Source organism: Microbulbifer magnicolonia, from assembly GCF_035117725.1.
GTDB classification, from domain to species: Bacteria; Pseudomonadota; Gammaproteobacteria; order Pseudomonadales; family Cellvibrionaceae; genus Microbulbifer; species Microbulbifer magnicolonia.
On the sequence record NZ_JAYEFD010000001.1, the window covers coordinates 1,732,386 to 1,757,102 of the forward strand.

General features: G+C 61.4%; 24 protein-coding genes. 8 read left to right on the plus strand and 16 right to left on the minus strand.

Annotation, left to right across the window (positions count from 1 at the left end):
• Window positions 1–30: 30 nt before the first annotated feature.
• The 4 genes from RRF64_RS07595 to mpl form a co-directional block, all read right to left on the minus strand.
• A complete protein-coding gene (locus RRF64_RS07595; protein WP_323845230.1) occupies window positions 31–2,604 on the minus strand; it encodes an efflux RND transporter permease subunit in 2,574 nt (857 codons plus the stop codon).
• A 116-nt stretch (window positions 2,605–2,720) separates the two neighbouring features.
• A complete protein-coding gene (locus RRF64_RS07600) occupies window positions 2,721–2,996 on the minus strand; it encodes an Rdx family protein (RefSeq protein ID WP_323845231.1) in 276 nt (91 codons plus the stop codon).
• 32 nt (window positions 2,997–3,028) lie between these two features.
• Window positions 3,029–3,610 (minus strand): flavin prenyltransferase UbiX, encoded by a 582-nt coding sequence (locus RRF64_RS07605; protein WP_422732623.1) that lies wholly within the window; start codon window positions 3,608–3,610, stop codon window positions 3,029–3,031.
• Between the two features lie 116 nt (window positions 3,611–3,726).
• Window positions 3,727–5,118 (minus strand): UDP-N-acetylmuramate:L-alanyl-gamma-D-glutamyl-meso-diaminopimelate ligase, encoded by a 1,392-nt coding sequence (gene mpl, locus RRF64_RS07610; RefSeq protein WP_323845233.1) that lies wholly within the window; start codon window positions 5,116–5,118, stop codon window positions 3,727–3,729.
• Between the two features lie 289 nt (window positions 5,119–5,407).
• On the opposite strand from mpl, the gene RRF64_RS07615 reads away from it, so the two are divergent.
• Both RRF64_RS07615 and RRF64_RS07620 read left to right on the plus strand, forming a co-directional pair.
• On the plus strand, window positions 5,408–6,670 hold the full coding sequence (locus RRF64_RS07615) for a 6-phosphofructokinase (RefSeq protein ID WP_323845234.1): 1,263 nt from the start codon (window positions 5,408–5,410) through the stop codon (window positions 6,668–6,670).
• Between the two features lie 473 nt (window positions 6,671–7,143).
• Window positions 7,144–7,980, plus strand: a complete 837-nt coding sequence (locus RRF64_RS07620; protein ID WP_323845235.1) for a helix-turn-helix transcriptional regulator — start codon at window positions 7,144–7,146, stop codon at window positions 7,978–7,980.
• On the opposite strand, the gene RRF64_RS07625 is transcribed toward RRF64_RS07620, so the two are convergent.
• A complete protein-coding gene (locus RRF64_RS07625; RefSeq protein ID WP_323845236.1) occupies window positions 7,977–8,975 on the minus strand; it encodes an LLM class flavin-dependent oxidoreductase in 999 nt (332 codons plus the stop codon). The genes RRF64_RS07620 and RRF64_RS07625 overlap by 4 nt on opposite strands.
• Window positions 8,976–9,418: 443 nt before the next feature.
• Between RRF64_RS07625 and RRF64_RS07630 the strand changes: the two genes are divergently transcribed.
• The 4 genes from RRF64_RS07630 to RRF64_RS07645 all read left to right on the plus strand — a co-directional run bounded on the left by RRF64_RS07630 (window position 9,419) and on the right by RRF64_RS07645 (window position 13,502).
• Window positions 9,419–10,042 carry a TonB-dependent receptor gene (locus RRF64_RS07630; RefSeq protein ID WP_323845237.1) on the plus strand — a complete coding sequence of 208 codons (624 nt, stop codon included), beginning with the start codon at window positions 9,419–9,421 and terminating at the stop codon, window positions 10,040–10,042.
• The gene (locus tag RRF64_RS07635) at window positions 10,039–11,610 is read left to right on the plus strand and encodes a TonB-dependent receptor (protein WP_323845238.1); all 1,572 of its coding nucleotides are present in this window, start codon (window positions 10,039–10,041) and stop codon (window positions 11,608–11,610) included. The genes RRF64_RS07630 and RRF64_RS07635 overlap by 4 nt, the downstream gene beginning before the upstream one ends.
• A 91-nt stretch (window positions 11,611–11,701) precedes the next feature.
• The gene (locus tag RRF64_RS07640; RefSeq protein WP_323845239.1) at window positions 11,702–13,177 is read left to right on the plus strand and encodes a M20 family peptidase; all 1,476 of its coding nucleotides are present in this window, start codon (window positions 11,702–11,704) and stop codon (window positions 13,175–13,177) included.
• A 190-nt stretch (window positions 13,178–13,367) separates the two neighbouring features.
• Window positions 13,368–13,502 carry a hypothetical protein gene (locus RRF64_RS07645; protein WP_323845240.1) on the plus strand — a complete coding sequence of 45 codons (135 nt, stop codon included), beginning with the start codon at window positions 13,368–13,370 and terminating at the stop codon, window positions 13,500–13,502.
• A 167-nt stretch (window positions 13,503–13,669) separates the two neighbouring features.
• Here RRF64_RS07645 and RRF64_RS07650 read toward each other — a convergent pair whose 3' ends face one another.
• The 8 genes from RRF64_RS07650 to RRF64_RS07685 form a co-directional block, all read right to left on the minus strand.
• Window positions 13,670–14,182, minus strand: a complete 513-nt coding sequence (locus RRF64_RS07650; RefSeq protein WP_323845241.1) for a GNAT family N-acetyltransferase — start codon at window positions 14,180–14,182, stop codon at window positions 13,670–13,672.
• Between the two features lie 316 nt (window positions 14,183–14,498).
• On the minus strand, window positions 14,499–15,065 hold the full coding sequence (locus RRF64_RS07655) for a hypothetical protein (protein ID WP_323845242.1): 567 nt from the start codon (window positions 15,063–15,065) through the stop codon (window positions 14,499–14,501).
• A 135-nt stretch (window positions 15,066–15,200) separates the two neighbouring features.
• A complete protein-coding gene (locus RRF64_RS07660; RefSeq protein ID WP_323845243.1) occupies window positions 15,201–15,560 on the minus strand; it encodes a hypothetical protein in 360 nt (119 codons plus the stop codon).
• A gap of 31 nt (window positions 15,561–15,591) precedes the next feature.
• Window positions 15,592–16,020: a hypothetical protein gene (locus tag RRF64_RS07665; protein WP_323845244.1), complete on the minus strand. Its 429-nt coding sequence runs from the start codon at window positions 16,018–16,020 to the stop codon at window positions 15,592–15,594.
• A gap of 334 nt (window positions 16,021–16,354) precedes the next feature.
• On the minus strand, window positions 16,355–16,954 hold the full coding sequence (gene msrA / locus RRF64_RS07670) for a peptide-methionine (S)-S-oxide reductase MsrA (RefSeq protein WP_323845245.1): 600 nt from the start codon (window positions 16,952–16,954) through the stop codon (window positions 16,355–16,357).
• 64 nt (window positions 16,955–17,018) lie between these two features.
• Entirely contained in the window at window positions 17,019–18,188 is a 1,170-nt protein-coding gene (locus tag RRF64_RS07675) for an iron-containing alcohol dehydrogenase (protein WP_323845246.1), read from the minus strand.
• A gap of 14 nt (window positions 18,189–18,202) precedes the next feature.
• A complete protein-coding gene (locus RRF64_RS07680; protein WP_323845247.1) occupies window positions 18,203–19,591 on the minus strand; it encodes an aldehyde dehydrogenase family protein in 1,389 nt (462 codons plus the stop codon).
• Between the two features lie 198 nt (window positions 19,592–19,789).
• The gene (locus RRF64_RS07685; protein WP_323845248.1) at window positions 19,790–21,163 is read right to left on the minus strand and encodes a glutamine synthetase family protein; all 1,374 of its coding nucleotides are present in this window, start codon (window positions 21,161–21,163) and stop codon (window positions 19,790–19,792) included.
• Between the two features lie 190 nt (window positions 21,164–21,353).
• On the opposite strand from RRF64_RS07685, the gene ppa reads away from it, so the two are divergent.
• Complete coding sequence (gene ppa, locus RRF64_RS07690; RefSeq protein WP_323845249.1) at window positions 21,354–21,890, plus strand: inorganic diphosphatase; 537 nt, start codon at window positions 21,354–21,356, stop codon at window positions 21,888–21,890.
• 170 nt (window positions 21,891–22,060) lie between these two features.
• On the opposite strand, the gene RRF64_RS07695 is transcribed toward ppa, so the two are convergent.
• From RRF64_RS07695 to RRF64_RS07705, 3 genes are read right to left on the minus strand one after another with little or no spacing between them, the layout of a single operon-like run.
• Window positions 22,061–22,570, minus strand: a complete 510-nt coding sequence (locus RRF64_RS07695; RefSeq protein ID WP_323845250.1) for a hypothetical protein — start codon at window positions 22,568–22,570, stop codon at window positions 22,061–22,063.
• A gap of 12 nt (window positions 22,571–22,582) precedes the next feature.
• A complete protein-coding gene (gene cysE / locus RRF64_RS07700) occupies window positions 22,583–23,404 on the minus strand; it encodes a serine O-acetyltransferase (RefSeq protein ID WP_323845251.1) in 822 nt (273 codons plus the stop codon).
• Complete coding sequence (locus tag RRF64_RS07705) at window positions 23,401–24,111, minus strand: M15 family metallopeptidase (protein ID WP_323845252.1); 711 nt, start codon at window positions 24,109–24,111, stop codon at window positions 23,401–23,403. Before RRF64_RS07705 ends, cysE begins: the two co-directional genes overlap by 4 nt.
• 257 nt (window positions 24,112–24,368) lie before the next feature.
• On the opposite strand from RRF64_RS07705, the gene RRF64_RS07710 reads away from it, so the two are divergent.
• Entirely contained in the window at window positions 24,369–24,653 is a 285-nt protein-coding gene (locus tag RRF64_RS07710) for a TfoX/Sxy family protein (RefSeq protein ID WP_323845253.1), read from the plus strand.
• Window positions 24,654–24,717: the final 64 nt, after the last annotated feature.

A 24,717-nucleotide genomic window follows, 5' to 3' on the forward strand; every position in this document is an offset into this window, starting at 1 on the left:
CCGGCTTTTTTATTGCTTGCGGCCTACGGCTCAGGAGCTAACCAGCCCTTCCCCCACCGGCAACGGCTTTCCCGGCGCCTCCGGAGCCGGCAGCGGCTTGAACAGCAGCAACAGCAGCGGCAGCAGTGTCAGCGAACCGAGCAGCGCCGCGGTCATGGCCAGCGCGGTGAGCAGGCCGAAGTAGATGGACGGCACGAACTTGGACAGCGCCAGGATCGAGAAGCCGGCGATGATGGTGATGGCCGTGTAGAACATGGCCCGGCCGATGGTCGCATGGCTGCGGTGCATGGTCGCCAGGTAGTCGCCGTCCTTCGCAAATTCATCGCGGAAGCGGTACAGGTAGTGGATCGCGTGGTCCACGCCGATGCCGACGGTAATCGCGGCGATGGTAATCGTCATCATGTCCAGCGGAATACCGGCCAGGCCCATACCGCCCAGCACCACGCAGGCGGCGAGCATGTTCGGTATAAGGGCGATGAGCGCCAGCGAAAAGGACCTGAACAGCACCAGGAACATCAGCAGGATGCCGACGAACACCGCCCCCAGGGTCAGGATCTGCGACTTGAACAGGCTCTGCAGCATGTTGTTGTAGAGCACCAGCAGGCCGGTCTGGTGAATGTTTTCCGGCGCAATACCCATCTCGTCGTGGGCATAGTCGTAGATGCGCTGGATCAGCTCGTCGCGACGCAGGTTCGGGTCCGTCTCCATCGCCCGCAGCGTAATGCGCGCCTGGTTGTGCTCGACCGACAAGTAGGGGTCCACCAGCACGTCTCTGATTTCCGCCGGCAGACTGGTGCGCGCCACCGCCAGCTCGAAATCATTCAGCGGGCCACCGTTCAGATCCCGCGCCACCTTGTACAGGGTGGCCAGGGACTGCACCTTGCCGATCTCCGGCTGCTGTTCCAGGAAGTCGTGCAGCCGCTCGATCTTTGCCAGGCCGGCCACGGTGAACCAGTAACTCTGCTCGGCGCTTTCGCCGGCAGCGCCGAACGGATCCTCGGATCCGAACGGATCTTCCTCGGCGAACGCTTCCTCTTCGCCGGTCACCGCAAAGGGATCCTCCTCCCCTTCCGGAGCCGTTTCCTCTTCCGCGGGTTTGTCGAGGATGATATCCAGGGTCACCGTGCCGCCGAGGCGGCGGTCGATCACCAGCATGCCCTGGTAGATCTCGGTGGAATCGTCAAAGTAATCGATAAAGCGGTTTTCCACTTTCAATTGCGAGATTCCCACCGCGCTAGCCACGGCCGCCAGCAGGGATACGCCCAGCACGACGCCGCGGCGCCGCTCGGCAAAGCGGGAGAACAGCAGTGTGAACGCGTGGGAATTGTCCAGGCTCACGCCACCGGTGCGCTTCGGCAGAATCATCAGCAGTGCCGGAATCATCAGGAAGGACAGCACCAGGGCCAGGGTCACACCCATGGTCATCATCCAGCCGAAATCGATGACCGGGCGGATGCCGCTCACCACCAGTGATACGAAGGCGACGATGGTCGTCAGCGCCGTATACAGGCACGGCTTGGCCATAAAGCGCACCGCGGCCAGGGCCAGCTGTTCGCGATTCCAGTCCGGGTTCTGCGCAATGTATTCCCGGTAGCGCACCGCCAGATGGATGGTGATCGCCAGGGTGATGATCAGCAGCAGTGCGACGAAATTGGCGGAGATCACCGTCAGGCGCCAGTCCATCCAGCTGAGCAGGCCCAGCATCATCACCGCGGTGGTCACACAGGTGGCCAGTGGCAGCAGCACCCAGCGCACCTGGCGGAAGATGATCAGCAGCGTGGCGATGATAAACAGCAGGATGCCCGCACCGAACACCACCAGGTCGCTCTGGATAAAGGAGATCATGTCGGCAGTGATCATCGATACACCGCCGAGGAACAGTTCCGCCTCGCCCTTGTAGCCGGCGAGAATTTCCCGCACTTGCTCCACCCGCGCGCGCGACCGATGTTCCTGCGCGGTGCGGTGCTGCAGGTAGACCTGGCTGACCTCTTCCAGGTGCGCCGCTTCCGCGTCGCTCAGGCCCTCGCTGTTGCGCTTGCGGCGCAGGGCGTCGCGCTCGCGCACCAGTTCGATACCGCGGCTGTCCAGCTGCAGGTTCACCAGCAGCGCCGTGGTCTGGCCGTCCGGGCTCAGGATCAGCTCGCGGTAGATGGGGCTGGACAGGAACTCCTGCCGGGCCAGGTTCTTGTCGGTACCGGGCGTGGACAGGGTGCGGATCTCGTCGCTGATATCGGTAATCGACAGCTTGGGACTGTAGAGCAGCGGCACATCGAGGATGCTCTGCACGCTGGTCACGCCCTCCACCTGCGCCAGGGTATCGCGCAGGCGGCGCAAGGTATCGAGAGACGCATCGTCGAACAGGTCGCCGTTGCGGTAGCGGTAGGTGACGACCAGGAAGTCGCCGCTGGCGTAGCGCTCGGAAATCTCGCGGAAATAGTCGAGGGACCGGTCGGCTTCCAGCGTGAGTGAATCCGCGGACGCATCCAGCTTGAAGCGCGGCAGCCCCAGCGCCGCCGCCAGTGTCAGCAGCGCGACAATGAGCAGCACCGTCCTCGGCCGCCGGATTACCAGGTTTTCGTAGCAGGTCTTGAAAGCTGACAGCATATAATTCCGCTTACATTCGCAATAACGTTGGCCACCGAGTGGCAAATACTTTGTTCGCCCAGAGCGGGCGGGAGCGAATACGGTGTTCGCTCCAAATCCGATTGATTAGAAAATTCTCACGGCGCGTCGATATGCCCCAGATCGCGCTCGGGGAACAACAGATCCCGCACCCGCCGTTTAAGTTCCTTGGGCCCGGGAAAACCGCCGTCGCGTTTGCGCTCCCAGATCAGCTCATCGCCCACAAGAATCTCAAATATTCCGCCGCTGCCGGGCTTCAGCGCCACCTGTTCCAGGTCGTCGGCGAAGGTGTACAGCAGCTCCTGGGCCATCCAGGTGGCGCGCAGCATCCAGTTGCACTGCACGCAGTAGTGAATGGTGATACTCGGTTTCACAGGTTTCTCGTTCTCTATATTGCCGCTCGCCGCTATTCGCCCCATTGGGGCAGCAGCTCCTGCTTCACACCCAGCTGGTCCAGCAGCCGCGCGACAACGAAGTCCACCAGGTCCTCTATCGAACGCGGCTTTTGATAGAAGCCGGGGCTGGCCGGCAGTATCACCGCGCCCATGCGGGTCAGCTTCAGCATATTTTCCAGGTGAATCTCCGAATAGGGCGCCTCCCGCGGCACCAGGATCAGCTGGCGGCGCTCTTTCAGGGCCACGTCCGCCGCGCGCTCGATCAGGTTGTTGGAGGCCCCGCAGGCAATGGCCGACAGGGTGCCGCCGCTGGCCGGGCAGATCACCATACTGGAGGCCGCGCCGGTACCCGAGGCCACCGGCGCAAACCAGTCCCGCCTGCCGAACAACTGCAGCTGGCCCTCGCGGGCGCCGAAGCGGTCGCCGAGGAAGCGCTGCAGCTCCGCCTCATCGCCGTCCGGCAGCTGGCACTCGGTCTCGGTGTCGATCACGACTTGCGCGGCGTCGGACAGCAGCAGCCACACCCGCACCTCGGCCGCGAGCAAACACTGCAGCAGGCGCAGACCGTACTGGGCGCCGGAAGCACCGGTCATCGCCAGGGTGACGGTCTTGTTGAAAGGTGTTTGGCCCAAGGCTGTTTCCGCGTAGGGTGCGCCGTGCGCACCGGTTGTGATTCCAATCGGATTCGAAGGGGAGCGCGCGGCGCACCCTACGGTTGGTTTCGTCCGTGCTTCTGCTCGAGCGCGCCGATCAGGCGCTGGTGGATACCGCCGAAGCCGCCGTTGCTCATTACGATGATATGCGTGCCCGGCTCGGCCAGATTGACCGCGGATTCTACGCCGGCCTCGATATTGTCGAAAATCTTCGCCGGCACGGTGGAGTGATGCACCACTTCACCCAGGGACCAGTTCATGCCCTCCGGCTGGTACCAGAGCACCAGGTCGGCGCCGGAACAGGACTGGGCCAGCTTGTGCTGATGGCAACCCATCCGCATGGTGTTGGAGCGCGGTTCAATCAGGGCGATGATCTTGTCGTCGCCCACCTTGGCGCGCAGCCCGTTCAGGGTGTACTCGATGGCGGTGGGGTGGTGGGCGAAATCGTCGTAGACGCGGATGCCGGCCACCTCGGCGAGGCACTCCATGCGCCGTTTGACGCCCTCGAAGCTGCCCAGCGCCTGGGCGCCCAGCTGCGGATCCACCCCCACGTGGCGCGCCGCGGCCATGGCCGCGAGGCCGTTGCGCACATTGTGCAGGCCGGTCAGGTTCCAGGCCACCCGGGCCACCTCGGCGTCGCGGAATTTGACCGCGAAACTGCTGCCGTCCGCGGCGATATCCACCGCGCACCAGTCACCCAGGCGCACGCCTTTCTCCGCCTCGGTGACGAAACGCTGCACCTCGCTCCAGCAGCCCTGCTGCAGCACCTCCTCTACCGTGTCATCGGCGGACGCCACTATCAGGCCGTTGCCGGGCACGGTGCGCACCAGGTGATGGAACTGGCGCTGAATGGCCGCAAGATCGGCGAAGATGTCCGCGTGATCGAACTCCAGGTTATTGATAATCAGCGTGCGCGGGCGGTAGTGCACGAACTTGGAGCGCTTGTCGAAGAAGGCGGTGTCGTATTCATCCGCCTCCACCACAAAGAAAGGACTCTCGCCCAGGCGCGCCGACACGCCGAAATTGCTCGGCACGCCGCCGATCAGGAAGCCCGGCTGCATGTCCGCCTTTTCCAGGATCCAGGCCAGCATGCTCGAAGTGGTGGTCTTGCCGTGGGTGCCGGCGACTGCCAGCACCCAGCGCCCGCCGAGGAAGTGGTCACACAGCCACTGGGCGCCGGAGGTATAGGGCAACCCCTTTTCCAGCACCGCCTCCACCGCCGGGTTGCCGCGGGACAGGGCGTTGCCGATGATCACCAGGTCCGGCGCCGGCTCCAGCTGCGCCGGGTCGTAACCCTCGGTCAGCTGAATGCCCGCCTGCTGCAGCTGGGTGCTCATGGGCGGGTAGACGTTGGCGTCGCTGCCGGTCACCTTGTGACCCTCGGCCACGGCCAGCTGTGCCAGACTGCCCATGAAGGTGCCGCAGATACCTAGGATATGGATATGCATGGCGGAAAATTGTACTCCTGCTGGTTGCCGCGCAAGCTTAACACGGCGAATCCCGGCAGTGATTGTCAAATACCCCAGTTTCGATGCAATTTTATCGCCGTTCCATTAGACTCCGCCCCCACAATTGCCAGCCTCAACCCCCGAGCGGTAGTAGGACTTACCGCCATTGGCCGGCGGCCAATGCGAGCGCCCCAACTGCCAGCAAGTCCGCGACTTGCGCCAGCGGTTGGGGCGCGACGGTTTAAGGGGGCAGGACGCCCCCGAGAACCGAAAAGTGAACAGGATGACCATGTCGAAAAAGAACGCCTTTTATGCGCAATCTGGCGGCGTAACCGCCGTGATCAATGCTTCCGCCTGCGGTGTGATCGAAGCCGCGCGCGAATACCAGGACCATATAGGCAATGTCTACGCGGGGCTGAACGGTATCCTCGGCGCGCTGCGCGAGGAACTGATCGACGTGAGCCAGGAGAGTGTGGAGGCCGTCGCCGCCCTGCGCCACACGCCGTCCGGCGCCTTCGGCTCCTGCCGCTACAAGCTGAAGAGCCTGGAGGAGAACCAGGCCGAGTACGAGCGCCTGATCGAGGTCTTCAAGGCCCACGATATCGGCTACTTCTTCTATAACGGCGGCGGCGACTCCGCCGACACCTGCCTGAAGGTCTCCCAGCTGTCCGAAAAGATGGGCTACCCGATCCAGGCCATCCATATTCCCAAGACCGTCGACAACGACCTGCCGCTGACCGACAACTGCCCCGGCTTCGGTTCCGTGGCCAAGTACGTGGCCGTATCCACCAAGGAGGCGGCGATGGACGTGGCCTCCATGTGCGCCACTTCCACCAAGGTCTTCATCCTCGAGGTGATGGGCCGCCACGCCGGCTGGATCGCCGCCGCCGGCGCGCTGGCGCAGGAGCAGGACGGCGACGCGCCCCATATCATCCTGTTCCCGGAAGTGGCCTTCGACAGAGAGAAGTTCCTGGCCAAGGTGCAGCAGACCGTCGACGAGAAGGGCTACTGCGTGATCGTCGCCTCCGAGGGCGCCCAGTACGCGGACGGCACCTTCCTCGCCGACGCCGGCACCACCGACGCCTTCGGCCATAAGCAGCTGGGCGGCGTGGCGCCGACCCTGGCCAACCTGATCAAGAGCGAGCTGGGCCTGAAATACCACTGGGCCCTGGCGGACTACCTGCAGCGCGCTGCACGCCATATCGCCTCCGCCACCGACGTGGCCCAGGCCTACGCCGTCGGCCGCGCCGCGGTGGAAATGGCCGTGGCCGGCAAAAATTCGATCATGCCGATCATCGTGCGCGACGCCGGCCCCGAGTACGGCTGGTCCGTCGGCGAGGCGCCGCTGTCGGAAGTGGCCAACGTGGAAAAAATGATGCCGCGCGAGTACATCAGTGAAGACGGCTTCGGCATCACCCAGGCCGGCCGCGACTACCTGCTGCCGCTGATCCAGGGCGAGGATTACCCTCCCTATAAAAATGGCGTGCCCCAGTACGCGCAGCTGAAGAAGCAACTGGTGGAAAAGAAACTGAAAGACGGTTTCAAGGGTTAAAGCCGAGGCCACATTCCCGCAAAGCCGCCGCCCAACGGCGGGGGCTTTCTGATTCCGGGGCCAACTGGCCCACGGTTTTGCAGCCGGGGACTTTGAATTAACATCTCCGCCCTCAACTGCGGCGGTTCCGATGCTAATCACATTTCATCTCACCAGCTTGGTCATTCTGTTCGGGGCCACCACCTGCCTGATCCTGGCTCTGCTGCTGTACATGGCTCCCTGGGGCAACCGCAGGGCCAACCGCTGCCTGGGCCTGATGCTGGCGGCCAGCAGCGCCGTCTCCATCGCCTTGGTACCCCAAATCGAATTCACATCCCTGCGCTGGGAATACCACCTGATCTTCTCGCTGCAGCTGCTGCCCGGACCGCTTCTGTATTTCTATACGCGCATCCTCACCCAGCCCAGTTTCCGCTGGCGCGCGCGGCACGCCTGGCACCTGACCCCCGGCCCTGGGCTCCACCCTGCTATGGCTGATGCAACTTCCGTTGTCCGCCGACAGCCTGCTAAACGTGCCCTGCCCCGGCACAAGCGATTGCGAACTGATGTACCGCAGCCGCTTTGTGCACCGGCTGTCAACTTACCTGTCGGTGATTGGTTACTCTCTCAACGTGCTGCGGCTTTTGCGTCCCCATCTACGGCAGGTAAAGGAGAACTACTCGGCGATTGAGGAGGTGAACCTGCGCTGGCTCAAGGCTCTGGACTATGCCTTCCTGCTGTCCGCAGCCGCCGGCATCGCCGTCGAGCTGCTGGGTTTTTTCGCCCCGCCGCGCGAAGTGACTCCGGGAGTGGTACAGGCGATGGGCCCGCTGATTCTGAGCCTGCTGTTCGGCTGGTTTGGCCTGCAACAGAACAGAATCCAGCTCGGCGACGCCTCCGGCGAAAGATCAGCCGGGGAAGAGGTCATCACCGACACCGCGGACCGCAAGTATCAGACCAGCAGTCTCACCGACGAGGGCGCCGCAGCCATCTGGCGGGCGCTGCAGTGCACTATGGCCAATAAACAGCCCCACCTGGAAGCGGGACTGAAAATCGCCGACCTGGCCCGCCTGCTGAAGGTGCCGGTACACCACCTGTCCGAGACCATCAATGGCTTCGCCCGCCAGTCGTTTTACGAGTTCATCAACCAGCACCGGATCGAAGAGGCCGCGCGGCTGCTGGTGGACCCGGCGTTGGCGCACCTGTCCGTCACCGATATCGGCCTGCAGGCCGGCTTCAACTCCAACTCCACCTTTTTCAGTCATTTCAAACAGCGCCTGCAGCAGACGCCGCGACAGTACCGCGAGCGCCAGGCACAGTTAGTGAACGGTTAACTCGCCACCCGCTCGCGCAGGACTTCGGCGGCAATGCGGAAAGATTTGAGCCGCGCAGCGTGATCGTACATGGCCCCGGTCACGATCAGTTCGTCGACCCGGGTCCGCTCCAGAAAGCGGCCGATCCACGTGGCCACCGTGGCCCTGGAACCGACCGCGGTTTCCGCCAGCGCCTGCTGCACCTGCTGCCGTTCGGACAGGGACGCGATTGCGTCCATATCTTCCACCGGCGGCCTGAGCGGTCCCGGTGTGCCGCGGCGCAGCCCGATGAACTGCTGTTCCAGCGACGTCATCAGGTAGCGCCCCTCCTCGTCGCTGTCCGCGGCGAACACATTGATGCCCGCGGCCGCGTAGGGCCGGTCGAGATAGCGGGATGGCTTGAACTGGTCGCGGTAGATGCTCAGTGCGTGATCCAGCATCTGCGGTGCGAAGTGCGAGGCAAAGGCGAACGGCAGCCCCATTGCGGCAGCCAGTTGCGCGCTGTACAGGCTGGAGCCCAGCAGCCAGACCGGTACCCCGAGCCCTACACCGGGCACCGCCCGCACGCGCTGCCCCGGCTTCTCCGCGTCGAAATAGTGCAGCAGTTCCTGCACGTCCTCGGGAAACTGGTCGGCGGCGTGGCGCGGGTCGCGGCGCAGCGCCAGCATGGTGGCGGTGTCGGTTCCCGGCGCCCGCCCGAGCCCCAGGTCCACCCGCCCGGGATACAGCGAAGCCAGGGTGCCGAACTGCTCGGCAATTACCAGCGGCGCGTGATTCGGCAGCATCACCCCGCCGGAGGCGATACGGATGCTGCTGGTGCCCTCGGCGATAAAGCCCAGCGCAACCGCGGTGGCCGCACTGGCCACCCCCGGCATATTGTGGTGCTCGGCCATCCAGAAGCGTTTGTATCCCAGCTTCTCCGCATGCTGCGCCAGGTCGCGCGAGTTCAACAGCGCGCGCCGGGCGTCGCCATTGTCGGTGATCGGGGACAGGTCGAGCAGGGAATAAGCGCGCATATCGATTCCTCGGGGAGTATTCACCATTTTGCCGCCGCAACTTAACCCAGTCCGCGCGCCCGGCGATAGCCGAATTCTGCACAATTCTCTCGCGCTTTTGTCGCCGGCCGGCCTCCGGCCTCTTTCGTTACTGCAATTTTGCGGCGTGACAGCGCATTTCGGCCCGCCCCGCTCAATGCTCCAAGCCCCTGATCAGTAAAGTTTTTTTATTGCGAATTTGCAAATCCACAACCCGGCCCGCGACGGATTTGTGCGGATTTGCAAACCCGGAAGAGCGGTTTCTGTCGCGGGGTTATAACCGCTGCGGCGCCACACCTTAGCGGCGCCGGCGCGCTCAAAACACGCGCCGCAGAAAATCCCGAGTTGTAGAAAACCGGGGAGCCGCCCGCTTCGATCGAATCGCAGCGGCTCCCGAAAATAATAATCCCGATAGGAGAACGCCCATGAAGGCTCCCCGATTCCTGCCCCACGCGCTGGCCGCCGCCGTGGCCGCGCAGATTGCACCCTGGGTCACCGCCGCAGAACTGGAAGAGATCACCGTCACCGCGCAGAAGCGCAGCGAGCGCCTGACCGACGTCCCCATCTCCCTGACCAGCCTCGGAGCGGAAAGCCTCGAGCAGACCGGCGTGCGCCAGCTCAAGGAGATGGCCGAGTTCGTGCCCAACCTGAGCATCAGCTCCGGCACCGACTTCACCTCGAGCGTGAGCATTCGCGGGGTCGGCGCCAACAGCCGCAATATCGGTTTCGACACTCGCGTCGGCGTCTACCTGGACGGCGTCTATCTGGGCCAGTCCCCGGCGCTGAATCAGGAGCTGCTGGACCTGGAGCGCATCGAGGTGCTGCGCGGCCCGCAGGGCACGCTGTTCGGCAAGAACACCGTGGCCGGGGCGATCAACCTGATCTCCAAAACGCCCGGCGACACCCTCGGGGGCCGGCTCGACGTCGAATACGGCAACTACGATTCCCGCCAGGTATCCGCCTCAGTGAACCTGCCACTGTCGCAGAACCTGTTTGCCAAGCTGGCGCTCAGCAGCCAGCAGCGCGACGGCCTGGTAAAAACCTGGTGACCGGCAACGACATCAATGAATTGGACGGCGACGCCTACCGCGCGCAACTCCTGTACGACGCCGACGGCGACTTCACCGCCAGCCTGTCGCTGGACGGCATGGATTCGGAGCGCCTGTCCTACACCGGCGACGCCGTCACCGACAGTTTCGGCGTGGTGCCGGAGACCGCCTCGCCGGGGGCGAACCAAGTCAGCATGACGATCGATCCGCTCGAGGAGCGCAGCATTCGCGGCAGTGCGCTGACGATGGACTGGGACCTGGCCAGCGGCTACGCCGTCAAATCCATCAGCGCCGCGCGCGATACCGAGATTTTCTACGGCAACGACACCGACTATGCCGCCTGGGATCTGGTGCGCCTCGCCTATCAGGACAGCTACACCCAGCTGAGTCAGGAACTGCAGCTGATCTCACCGGATGCGGACGCGTTCATATATGTGGCGGGCCTCTACCTGTACCAGCAGCAGGGCGACAGCCTGCGCCAGCTGTCCAGCTCCGCCCTCGCCGCGCAGCTGTTCGGCACCGACCCCGCCCTGCCCACCACCACCGACGGCACCGTCGACACCGGCAGCTACGCGACCTTCGTGAACGGCAGCTACGCATTGAGCGAGCGCTGGAAACTCGGCTTCGGCTTCCGCTATTCCCGCGAGGACAAGCAGGTCGACTGGCGCATCGACGGGCGCGGTTCCGGCGCATTCGGCACCGCCATCGGCAGCGTGCAGGACGAGCGCAGTGACAACCACTTCTCGCCCACCGCGAACCTCAGTTACGCCTTCAGTCCCGACGTCAACGGCTACGTCAAATACAGCGGCGGCTACAAGAGCGGCGGCTTCAATCTCGACTTCGTCAGCGACAACGACCTGGCCGCGGGAATCGAATTCGACAAGGAGACCGTCGATGCCTACGAAGCCGGCCTCAAAGGCACCCTGTGGCAGCGCCGCCTCGGCTTCAGCCTCGCGGTGTTCCGCGCGGACTACAGCGATTACCAGGTCAACCAGTTCGTCGACCTGGGCGGCGGGCGCACCGCCATCAGTATCCGCAATGCCGCAGAGGTGGAAACCCGGGGCCTGGAGGCGGAATTCACCTACAGGCCCACGGACAATCTGACCCTGAACGCCGCCTTCGGCCTGCTGGATGCGGAATTTGCCGAGTACCCGGGCGGCGGCGCCGGCGGCAGCGATGTGTCCGGCAACAAACTGCCCGGCGTGTCGGATTACTCGGTGAATTTGGGCGTGCAGTACTATCACCCGCTGCCGTCCCTCGGCGCCGAGCTGCTCGCGCGGCTCGACTACTCCTACCGCGACGACTACTACAATTCCGCCGACAACGAGCAATCCCGCACCCTGCTCACCGGCGAAAGCGTGCAGTACGGCTGGGTGGATGGCGTAGGGCTGGTGAACGCGCGCCTGGGCCTGCAAAGCGACGGCGAGAGCTGGACCGCCGCACTCTGGGTGCGCAACCTCACCGACGAGGATTACCTGACGCAGACCTCGCGCGACTTCTTCGGTACCCTGACCCACTTCGCGGGCACGCCGCGCACCTACGGTATCGACCTGGGTTACCGCTTCTAGCGAAGTGGTCGCCAGCGGTCCGCCGCGGCTGGCAAACACCGCCGCGGGCCGCGATCTTCGCGCGCTGAAACGCAAAAAAACGGAAAGAATTATGAAAAAAATACTGATCGGAACAGCACTGATCCTGTGTGTGCTGACGGCGCTCGTGTTGCTGCGCACCGCAAGCTACAGCGCGCCGCCGCTCGCCGCCGTCGAGCGCGCATCCGTCGAGCTGGATCGCGCACAGATCGCCCGGCACCTGTCCGAAGCGATCCGTTTCCGCACCATTTCCTCGCAGCTGGAGGAACCGCAGACGCAGGCGCAGTACGAACAGTTCATCGCCTGGCTCGCCGCCACCTACCCGGAATTGCATCGGGCGCTGCCGCCCGCGCGGCTCGGCAGGAATCCGCAGCGCCAATACAGCCTGCTGTTTACCTGGCCGGGCAAGAATGCCGACCTGCCGCCGATACTGCTGTCCGCGCATTACGACGTGGTGCCGGTAATTCCCGGCACCGAAGACGAGTGGCAGCAGCCGCCCTACGACGGCGTGGTGGACGACACGCATATCTGGGGCCGCGGCGCGCTGGACGACAAGAGCGCGGCCATCGCGCTGATGGAAACGGCCACGCAACTGCTCGCGCAGAATTTCCAACCGGAGCGCACCGTGTACATCGCCCTGACCCACGACGAGGAGACCGGCGGCGAGGAAGGCACCGCGGCCATAGTGGAAAAGCTCCAGCAGGACGGCGTGAAACCGGCCTGGAGCCTGGACGAGGGTTCATTCCTGCTGCATGGATTCATCCCCGGCATCGACGGGCCGGTGGCGAGCATCAACGTGGCCGAGAAGGGTTATATGACCGTGGACCTGGTGGCCCGCGGCCAGGGCGGACACTCGTCCATGCCGCCGCGGGACACCGCGGTGGACATACTCGCGCAGGCACTGGTGAACATTCACGGCGCGCCGCTGCCGAGCGGGCTGGAGGGGCTCAGCGGCGAAATGTTCGACGCCATCGCGCCCCATATGCCATTCGGCCAGCGGCTGCTGTTTGCCAACCGCTGGCTATTCGGCGGCCTGATCGATTCCGCGCTGGAAGCCCAGCCGGGCACCGCCGCCATGCTGCACACCACCGTCGCCCCGACCATGCTCTCCGCCAGCGTGAAGGAAAACGTACTGCCGATCGAGGCCGTGGCCACTATCAACCTGCGCGTGCACCCGCGGGACCATATCGAAGACATAGCCCAGCATCTGAAAAGCGCGATCAATGACGACCGGGTGGAAGTAAAACTCCGCCGCGGCCAGCCCGCCTCGCGGGTTTCCAGCGCGGACGCCGCGGGTTTCAAGGCCATTGCCGAAGCCGCACAGAAAACCTACGGCCCCACGATCGTCGCCCCCGGCCTCACCATCGCCGGCACCGACAGCCGCCGCTACGAAACCATCGCCGACAACAGCTACCGCTTCAATCCGATGGTGGTGACGAGGGAAGACACCAGCGGATTTCACGGCACCAACGAGCGGATCAGTATCGAGAATATGGCGAATGCGACCAATTTCTACCGCCTGCTGATCGAGCAGGCCGGCGCCGACTAGCGAGTCTCGACTGCCTGGCGCGGCATCGGCAAAACCTCAGCCGCGCCGGCATGAAACAGCTGCTCAGATAGCCGGAAACGCATTCCCTGCGCGGAGATAGACCGAAGCTATCAAGGGAAGTGAAATAATCCATTTTATTGGAAAGCCGTCGCCCGCTACTCTGGCCGAACCTGAAAAGTGGGAGAAGGCGATGAAAACTGTAATGGCGATCGTGCGCAAAACTATCGGCACTCAACCAACCCGGCAGTCAGATTCCCGCGAGTGCAACTACGCGGACAACTACTACGGCGATCAGGTTTGCCTGCAGCGCGGGGAAATCAAGTAGACGGCGACCGGGCGCAGCTGATGCTGCGCCTCGGACATTCTTTCTCGCCGTGCTCTTCGAGTATCCACGAAGTTGATTACAGATCAGCGACTGAAGCGTAGATAAGCCGTCCCTGCCGCGCATTTCGCGGCTACCACAACCGCTTGGTAGGCATTTGATGCGAAGCTCTAAACTGGACGCACCAAAATAATATCTCTTTGTGGATCACTACCAAGTGAAAATATGTGATCACCAACTTCTTGAAAATTAAATTTTTTATAGAATGCAATAGCTCTTGGATTATTCTCCCACACTCCCAGCCAGGCAATATCAGCATGACGTTCGTTAAGAATATTTAGACACTCTGACATTAATTCATGAGCCAGGCCTTTACCATGAAAATCCTTATCTACATATAATCTTTGAATTTCACCTGGATAATTAGCTGAAACACAGCCTGGCGGATTACCCCACCTTAACTGTGCGTATGCCACTAACTTATCATCAGTTTCTGCAACGATTGTGGCATATTCTGGATTGGAAATTTCTCGAGCCTGGATTTCTTCTGCATAACTTGACTGACAATGAGCATCCATATTCTCTGGAGTGTTCTGCTCAGAAAATGTGTCGCGAAAAGTGACTTCAGCCAATTCAGCTAAATTTTTGGCATCTGATAATCTTGCAGCTCTTATAACGCTCATTAATTTCTCCAATGATGCCTAACGAGGCTGTAGAAAAACTCCGGCCCCTTCCTTCTGATTGTATTTCACCCAGAAAATCGCGTGCCTACGTGAATTCTGGCTCTATTTGGGGTGACGAAAAGCATTTTAGGGCACTCTCCGCACGAAAAATTCACCCATTCAAAAATCGCCCGAGTTTTTCTACAGCCTGAACGCCGCGCTCAGGGGCGGCTAACTTTGTGCGCTTGATTGCGCGAAAATGGGAGCGAAGCGACCGCGCAATAAAGTGCACAAAGTAAGCCGTCGCCTTGCAGCGCCTTGTTAGCACGGGTTAAGCTCAAAGCTTACCAAGAACCTCTGAATACGCACAAAATATTTTTAGGTAAACTCCAAAAACCTGCTTGCCAATTTGGTATATCTCTTTATGGTTGATATTAAGCATGCCCTTTGCCATTTCCATTCCATTTTCTGTACGGTGACCCATCAAATTGTTGCGTATGTAATTGAGCTTTACATGATTCTCTTTTTTTACGCTTTTCAATTCTTTGGAGTAAAGCTTTACTTCGGTTAGCCCTTCGCTTCCCAATTTCTCTGAAATTAAAGCTGCAACCTCTTGACCAGTAATTTTTTGCTGATGATTAATTAATTCGTATGAAATAAGCGCAACATTTCTTGCAAAGTGGTTAGCTTCATACCCATTACTTAGAGCTTCTGAAAAATCTAAGTACTTTAACCCTATATTTAGATCTGACAATGATATGGCGATATACATAGCCTTTTCATATGCTGGGTATAGATACTTATGCTCCTCCTTATCCAATATCTTTGGATGAGCTTTTAACCCTTTGATATTTTTATTTAGAATTTCCGTTACTCGGTCATATTCTTTTATGAGTTCTAACATACTGGTGTGCTAACGCCGCAATCAGCCGCGGCCAGCTTTGCGCATTTTTTGCGCGACAATGGGAGCGTAGCGACCGCGCATAAAGTGCGCAAAGTTGGCCGTCGGCTGCATTGCCTGGTTATGCTCGTCCGGTAGCTACTGCGGCCTATTTTCGAGCTTCGTATTTTCTGAGCTCTCCATTTGCTGCATATGTCTTTCAATCTTTATGACATTGCTTAAAAACCAGCCAAATGTGATTAAAAAAGCAAGTAAAAAGGCGATTTTTGGACTACCTGATTTTCTGAATATAAAGAATGCGATCAATCCAACTATGATCGGTATTATCCCGAATCCCACTCCAGCAGCCATTACAAGACCAAGCTGCTCTAAATTTAATTTCCAAAATGGCAAAGTCGAACCATGCTGTACTTGGTGGAAAGCAACAAATGCGGCCAATATTACGATTATCACAACTACCCATGGCAAATCGAATCGTTTTTTATCTTCGACACTCATAAATCACTCCTAAAAAGTTGTGTTTATTTTCCTAAATAGACAATTCGGTAATTGAACCAAATGAAATATTACACGCTAAGCACATCTCCCTCACGTAAAGGGAAATTTCTTTAGCTCCAATATTGGTTCCGACCCAGTAGTTTTTGTACTCGAAGCAATGTGATTCCTGGAACTCTTCATCTTTATTTGGAAACAAATCTTGTTTATTTCTACTTATGTATCGCCTTATTCTATGGCTGCTATTTTTGTGCTCTTCAGAGTCAACCTCTTCAAATCTATTCAAAAAGAAATCAAACTCTTCATCTAACAGATTTACCAATTTTTTGACGATATCAATTTTCGACCATGGGCGGTAAATATCATATTGATCTTGGAATGGGGTGATTTTTCTTTTAACAACTAACCTTGGATCATGGCCATGTGCTCGAATGAAAACTCCATCAATCTGTGAGCGTTTCATTATTCCTCCTTGACATATTATTGGCTGCACCAAGAGCATAACAGTTTATTAAACGACATGCCTATATATAGACACGTGTCTATATATAGGAATTTGTGTCTATATCTGAACACCAGTGTCCATATATAGCCACAGATATTCGGCAGAGTCACTCCAGTAACGGTGGGCGCCTTATTACACCGCATTACACGGCATCATTCAGCACAGTTTTTGATCTACTCATGCCGCCAGCCAATTCGCCGGGCACAAAAAAGGCGAGCCTGAACTGGACTCGCCTGCGGAAGTTGTCGCTACGATTTTGGCGACTGAGCGACCGGCTGCGCCAGGCCCTTGATCAGTGGGCGGGGGCGCTGCCCCAGACTTCCTCCAACCGCTGGTCGCGCCCGCAACGGTAGCGGTAGTACTTGTAGCGAACCGGATTGCGCTGATAGTAGTTCTGGTGGTACTGCTCGGCGGGGTAGAAGGTGGCGGCGGGCTGGACTTCGGTGACTATGGGTTTGCCGAGTTTTGCCGCAACCTGCTGCTTGCTGGCCTCCGCCAGTCTTTTCTCCTCCGGGGAACCGTAGAAGATCGCGCTGCGGTACTGATCGCCGCGGTCGCAGAACTGGCCGCCGGCATCCAGCGGGTCCACGTTGCGCCAGAATACATCCAGCAGTTGCGCGTAGCTGACCTTGTCCGCGTCGTACTTTACCTGCACCACTTCCGCGTGGCCGGTGCCGCCGGCGGAGACCTGGTCGTAGGTGGGATTCTTCACGTGGCCGCCGCTGTAGCCGGAGGTGGTTTCCAGCACGCCGTCGAGCTGGTCGAACGGCGGTTCCATACACCAGAAGCAGCCGCCGGCGAAGATTGCGGTGCGGATGTTTTGTGATTGCGGCTCCTGGGCCAAAACTTGGCCGGTTATCAGAATCAGTATCAGTGCGAACAGGCGGTTCATGTTTTTATCTCCTTACCCTCTCCCCCGGCCCCTCTCCCGCCGGCGGGAGAGGGGAGTTTACGGATCAGACCGCACCGCGCAGCGCTTGTTCAAACAGCCGGCTGTATTGCTGCGCATTGAACGGTAGCGGATTGGTGGATGCGGATGGGTCCGCTTCGGCCATGCGCCCGACCTGTTCGATGCGCGCGTCGTCTATGCCGATATCCGCGAGGCTGTGTGGAATGCCGATTTCCGCGCGCAGGGTCAGCACCCAATCGAGCACCGCACTGAAGCCGCCGCCGGACAGATCCAGGTAGCGCGCGAGCCTGTCCATCTGCGGCTGAATCGCGTCGCTATTCGCCTGCAGCACATAGGGCATCAGCACTGCGTTCAGCAGGCCGTGGTGCGCATCGTAGAGTGCGCCGAGCGGGTGCGCCAGCGCGTGCATGGCGCCGAGACCGCGCTGGAAGGCGGTCGCGCCCATGCAGGAGGCCACCAGCATCTGCTGGCGCGCCTCAAGATCAGTGCCGTCGGCCACCGCGCGGGGCAGGTACTCTTTCACCAGCCGCATGCCCTCCAGCGCAATGCCCTCGGCCATCGGGTGAAACACCGGCGAGCAGTAGGCCTCCAGGTTGTGTGACAGCGCATCCATGCCGGTGGCGGCGGTGAGCTTTGCCGGCAGCTCCAGGGTCAGCTCCGGGTCGAGAATCACAATCGAAGGCAGCATGCGGGGGTGGAAAATAATACGTTTGATGCGGGCGCCCTCGTCGGTAATGACCGAGGAGCGCCCGACTTCCGAGCCGGTGCCGGCAGTAGTGGGCACCGCCACCACCGGTACCATGCCATCGACATCGACGCGCAGATAGTTGTCGCCGATATCCTCAAAGTCCCAGATCGGCCGCTTCTGCCCGGCCATCAGCGCTATGGCCTTGCCCGCATCCAGCGCCGAGCCGCCACCGATGGCGATAACACCGTCGTGCCCGCCCTTGCGCAGAACTTCTACCCCATCGGCGACATTCTTGCCGTTCGGGTTGCCCTTCACCTGCGAGAAAACTTCGACCTCCAGGCCCGCATCTCTGCAAATCTGCGCGGCCCGCTCTACCATCGGCAGCTCCGCCAGGCCGGGATCGGTGACCAGCAGCGGCTTGCGCATATTGAGCTCGCGGCAGGCACCGGCGAGCTCGGCGATACGACCCGGGCCGACGCGCATCGCGGTGGGGTAATTCCAGTTCATCCGCAGTTGTTTTGCATTCATGACTGTTTTCGTGTTCATGGCTGAACCTTGAAATGAAAGGACTTGGGCCGGGTGAGATGCTCGAAACCGACGCCGGAGAGCGAGCAGCCGCGCCCGGAATTCTTGACGCCAGTCCAGGCCAGCGCCGGATCCAGGTAGTCGCAGCGGTTGAGGAACACCGTGCCGGTTTCGAGTCTGTCGCCCAGCGCCAGCGCCGCCTGTTCGTCGCGGCTGAAGATGGCCGCGGTGAGGCCGAATTCACTGTCGTTCATCAGCTCCAGCGCCTCGCCGTCGTCACGCACATTCTGCACCCCCACCACCGGGCCGAAACTTTCCTCGCGCATCACGCGCATGCCGCCGTGCACATTGGTCAGCAGTTGCGGCGCCAGGTACTGGGTGCCGCGCCTGTCCATCGGGAATTCGCTCGCATCGATATGCGCAGTGGCACCGGCGGCCACTGCTTCGTCTACCTGTGCGCGCACGAAGTCGGCGGCCTCGGCGCGCACCAGCGGCCCCAGTGTCGTCGCCGGATCGTCAGGGCGGCCGAGCCTGTACTGCCGCACCAGCTCGACGGCGCGCGCGACGAATTCGTCGAACAGCCGCTCGTGCACATAGACACGCTCGATGGCGCAGCAGGACTGACCGGAATTGAAGTAGGCCCCGTCGACGACGGTCGCTACCGCGTGTTCCAGATCCGCATCGGCGCGCACATAGGCGGGGTCCTTGCCCCCCAGCTCCAGGCCGACGTGGATAAAGCGACCGGCCGCGGCGCGCTCGACCATGGCGCCGCCCGCCACCGAGCCGGTGAAGGCGATGTGATTGATTTCGGCCGCGCGAATCAGCCGCTCGGTTGCACCGTGGTCCAGATGCAGAAACTGAAACACGCCCTGGGGCAGACCGGCCTCGGCGAAGGCCTCCACCATGCGCTCGGCGCACAGCGGCGTCTGCGCCGAGTGCTTCAGCAGCACCGCGTTGCCAGCCAGCAGCGCCGGTACCGCGGCGTTGACCGCGGTCAGGTAGGGATAATTCCACGGCGCAATGACCAGGGAAATGCCCAGCGGCTCGCGGCGGATAAATCGGGTGAAGCCGGTTTTATCCGGCAGCCGGATATCGGCCAGCGCCGCCCCGGCGATCTCCGCCATGGTGTTGGCGCGCTCGGCAAAGCCGAGAATTTCGCCGCCGGCATAGCGGATCGGCCGGCCCATCATCCAGCAGAGTTCCTCCGCCAGCTTTTCTCTGCGACCGGTAAAAAGCTCTGTCGCCCGGCGCACGATTGCCGACCGCTCCGCGAGCGGCGTACAGCGCCAGGCGCGCTGGGCGCCGGCCGCGGCGTCCAGCGCGGAATCGATTTCGTTTTCGCTCGCCAGGGCGCGCTCGACGTAGACCGAATTGTCGACTGGGGAGATACATTGGAGTTTGTTCATAAGCGCGTTACCGTGGCAGTTTTATTAGCGGGCCTGCGGCCCGGTGCCGAGCTGGAGCTCGGCGTTCCCAGGGAGGAGCTGGAGCCTTCAGCGCTTATGAGAGCCTTCAGCGCTTATAGAGAGCCTTCAGCGCTTATAGAGAGCCTTCAGCGCTTATAGAGAGCCTTCAGCGCTTAAAGACAGCTCCGCCGCCCCCGGTCAAATGATTTCGAAATAGCGGTCCAGCTCCCAGTCACTCACGTGCCGGCGGTACTCGCGCTCCTCCCACTCGCGGCTGGCGGCGAAGTGCTCGACAAAGTCACTGCCGAACAGCTCCCGCGCCGCCTCCGAGGCCTTCAGCCGCTGCGCCGATTCCCACAGGGTGCGCGGCAGCGCCAGCGCCTGCGGCTGCTGCAGCGCGTAGGCGTTGCCCGCCACCGCCTCGCTCGGCTCCCACTGCTGCATCACGCCGTAGAGACCGGAGCCCAGGGCCGCGGCCAGGGCTAGGTAGGGGTTGGCGTCGGCGGCGCCGAGGCGGTATTCGGTGCGCTGGGATTTGTCGCTGCCGGGAATCACGCGCAGCGCGGCGGTGCGGTTCTCCACGCCCCAGGTGGCATCGGTGGGCGCCCAGAAGCCGGGCACCAGGCGGCGGTAGCTGTTGACCGTCGGCGCCAGCATCGCCAGAAATTCCGGCATCAGCCGCTGCTGGCCGGCGAGGAAGTGGCGCTGCACATCGCTCATGCCCTGCGAATGACTGGAATCGTAGAATGCGGATTTGCCGCTATCTGCATCGCGCAGGGACAGGTGGATATGGCCGCTCTGGCCCGGATAGCTGCCGGACCACTTGGCCATAAAGGTCGCCATCAGGCCGCGGCGCTGGGCCAGCACTTTCAAAAAGGTCTTGAACAGCGCCGCCTTGTCCCCGGCGGCCTCTGCGCGGTCGACAGCGATCGCCGCCTCCAGCACGCCGGGACCGGTTTCGGTGTGCAGGCCCTCCAGGGGAAAGTCCATGCGCTCCGCCAGCTCCAGGATGTCCCGGTACAGCTCCGCGTGCACCGAGTTGCGCAGCATCGAATAGCCGAACCAGTCCGGCGTGAAGGGCTTCAGGTTGCGGAAGCCCTTCGCGCGGGCCGAGTCGGGGGTCTCGTCGAACAGGAAGAATTCGTATTCCAGCGCCGCCAGCGGCTCGAACCCGAGAGCCTGGCAGCGCTCAATCACCCGGCGCAGTGTCGCGCGCGGGCATACCGCCTGCGCCTGGCCGTCGAACTCGGCCAGGAACAGCAGCATATCCTCTTCGAAAGGCACTTCGCGGCAGCTGTGCGGCAGTATGCGCACCGGCGCGTCCGGATAGCCGGTGTGCCAGCCGGTGTAGCGGGCGTTGTCGTAGAGCTGGTCCTTGACGTCCCAGCCCAGCACCACGTCACAGAAGGAAAAGCCGTGGTCGAGCGAGGAGAGGAACTTGTCGCGGCTCATGTACTTGCCGCGCATGACGCCGTCGTTGTCGAACAGGCCCACCTTGACGTGGCTGAGGTTGCGCTCCTCGACGATGGCGCGGGCCTCCTCAGCAGTCTTGATATCCCTTGGCTTCAGCATGGGGCCAGCCTCCCGGTTGTTATGGGTATAGTTGTTGTGGCTGAGTAACAGGATAGACCCGCCATAGGTTAGGAGGCGCTAACCAACAGATCTAAGGGCGCCGCTTTCAGCGCCGCGGTCCAGGGTTTATAATCCGCGCTCCCAAATTTTCGATCACCCCCGATCACCATAGAAAGAATCAGGACAAGCAATGAGCTTCGACAAGATCCCCGCAGGTAAGGACCTGCCCAACGATATCAACGTAATCATCGAGATCCCGGCCAACCACGACCCGATCAAGTACGAAGTGGACAAGGACGCGGACGCCGTATTCGTGGATCGCTTCGTAGCTACCCCGATGTTCTACCCGGCCAACTACGGCTATGTGCCCCAGACCCTGTCTGAAGACGGCGACCCCCTGGACGTGCTGGTTGTGGCCCCCTACCCGGTAATGATCGGCTCCGTGATCCGCTCCCGTGTGATCGGCGTGCTGAACATGACCGATGAGTCCGGCGTGGACGCCAAGCTGCTGGCGGTACCCCACACCAAGCTGACCAAGCTGTACGATCACGTACAGGAAATCGGTGATCTGCCGGAGCTGCTGATCAAGCAGATCGAGCACTACTTCGAGAACTACAAGGCGCTGGAGCCCGGCAAGTGGGTGAAGGTGGACGGCTGGGCCGACGCGGAAGCGGCGCGCAAGGAAGTGCTGGCCTCCCGCGAGCGCTATCTGAAAGAGGAAGGCTGAGCCCTTCCAGCCATATAAAAAAACCGGCCTCGCGCCGGTTTTTTTATACCTGCTGTAGGAGCGGCGGGGAGCCATCCGCCCATGGCCGCGATCGGGCTTGCCCGATAACTCGTACATCGATCGCGGCCATGGGCCGCTCCTACAGGGTGTTTTCGATTCTTTCCTGAAATCTAATCGATCTGCCAGTCGGGAACGTCCACGGCAACCGGTTGTTTGTGCGCACGCTCACCCTCCTCGATCAGATTGCCCTCGGCCGGCTTCAGGCTCAGGTGATCGACAGACACCGACACCGTCGCCTTCCGTTCCCGCTCGTGCTCCTTGACCAGGTTGCCCTCCATCGGCGCCAGGCTCCAATCGGGCTGGGACTGTGCCGGTGCCGCCGGCGCCGGGGCCTCCTCCGCCTGCGGCGCCGGGGCTGGCGGCGCCTCCGCTTCACCTTCGGCTTTGAGCGCTGTCTGCGCACCTATCTTCGCCAGCGTCGCCTGCAGCTGCTCCGCCTGCGCCAGGTTCAGGCCCTTCTTGATCGCCAGCGGGCGGCCGCTGAACAGTTTGTCGAGCGCTTCCGGGCCGGCCTTGAACAGGCGGGCCATGTTCGCTTTCACGTCCGCGGCGGTATATCCCGGCACCAGGTCGCCGCGAAAAATCAGGCTGAAGGTAGATTGAGAGGTGGGTTGAGACATGCCAATGGCCCCTTATTGTTGTTCGTCTGAGTCCAGTGTCTGGTCCATGGTGTAGGCCGGCGCCGCGACGGTTGTGCCGCCGACCTGGCGGGCCGGTACCCCGGCCACGGTGGTGTGCGCCGGCACATCGCTCAACACCAGGCTGCCCGCGGCAATTTTTACCCCCTCGCCGATCCTGACCGGGCCGAGCACTTTCGCGCCGGCTCCGATCATGACGCCGCGGCCGATTTTCGGATGCCGATCGCCGGCACCGCTGCCGCTGCCGCCGAGCGTCACCGAGTGCAGCATGGAGACGTCGTCCTCCACCACCGTGGTTTCGCCGACCACCAGGCCGGTGGCGTGGTCGATCATGATACCGCAGCCGAACCTGGCCGCCGGGTGGATATCCACCGCGAACTGCTCCGATACCCGGCTCTGGAAATAGAGCGCCAGGGTATGTCTGCCCTGCTGCCAGAGCCAGTGGGCGACGCGGTGGGATTGCAGCGCGTGAAACCCCTTGAAGTAGAGGAAGGGGGTCAGGAACTGGTCACAGGCCGGATCGCGGTCATACCAGGCGCAGATATCTGCGCGCATGCAGCGGGAGATGGACGCATCGGCCTTCAGCGCCGAAGCGATCACCTCCTGCAGGGCGGTGGCGGTCAGCGCATTGTGATCCAGCACCGAGGCCAGCTGGTAGGACAGCGCATCGTCGAGGGATTTGTGCCGCAGCACCGTGTTGTGAAAATAGCTCGCCAGCACCGGCTCCCCGGCCGCCGCCGCAGTCGCCTCCGCGCGCATGGCTTCCCAGATATCGCGCTGCTCCATCTCGCCTTCGATGATCCGCTCCTCGCTCATTGCGCCGCCGGGTAGCAGTGATCCGGCACCCACACAAAACGCGTATAAATTTCGTCGATCTGTTCGCACACAGTGTCGCACAGTTCCAGCTCGCAGCTCTGCAGCTGTTCACAGAGTCGCTCCGGGGTCAGCAGTTGTTGCAGCTCCAGAGCCCGGGGTGCGTAACTGAGGTGCCAGCGCTCCGGCGCCACGCCGCCGCGGTCCTCGGCGTAGGGGCGGAAGAGACCATAACTCTGGCCGGCGGCAATACGCTGGTCCAGCCAGCAGTGGAAGGGGCCGAAAATGCCGTCGTCGGCCACTTCCTGCGGTGTCAGCCGCGGGCGGTAGTCGTCGGGCATGGCCGCGGCGTCCACCACGTCGAAATCGGTGCCCCAGTGATGCCGGGACGCCCCCGGCAGGGCCGACCAGCGCAATATAGCGAATGCGGTCTGCACAGGCGACAGCTGCGTCACATCCAGTTCCACACCGCAGCTGTCCAGCACCGGGCGCAGCCCCGCGACCTTGTCGTTCCAGATGGTGCGCTGACGTTCGAAACTGCGAAAGCCGGAGACCACTTTCGGATCGAAGCCGGACCCCCTCGCATCGGCGCACAGGCGCTCGAAGGCGAGCAGCGCCTCCGGGTGCAACAGCTGCCCGGATCGTGGATCGAGAATGACATGCTCGTCGCCGAGGCCGAAAAGCATGCGTTTGAGCGGTGCAGCTAACATTGTGCTCCTATTGACAGGCGAATTATGTAAAGCGGACTAAAGTGAAAAAACTTTCTGTTGCTACTGTACCAAAAAAGGGAGGTCTGGCCGGCCGTCAAGCGGAATCCATCCGATCTCAATTTCGACTCGCCCTATCTTTCTTAGCACGATTGCTAATGAAGGTTTGGCGTTTTATCGTTATATGCTATGTTCAATCGCGCGGCCGAGGGATCTGGCCGCGTATTCATGGAAGTTCAACCTAAGTTAGGGATAACCCCATGCACCCGAGTCACTCAGAGCTGTTAAAACTGAAAAACCTGGGCCTCGCCTCTGTCAATATTCTCCATTCCATCGGCATACGCTCTTGCGAGGACCTGCGCCGGGTCGGTCCGGTGGACGCATTTATCAGCATTCGCAACCGCGGTATCAACGCCTCCAGAGTGATGCTCTATGCGCTGCAGGGCGCGCTGCTGGACGTGCACTGGAACGACCTGGACCCGGACCTGAAGGCGCGCCTGGCGAGCGAGGCCGACCGCCTGCTGTCGGCGCAGAATCCGGAGTAATAGCGCAATACGGGCGTGCCGCCGACCTTGAAACCGGCGCCTGCGCCCCTATCTAGACTTCCTC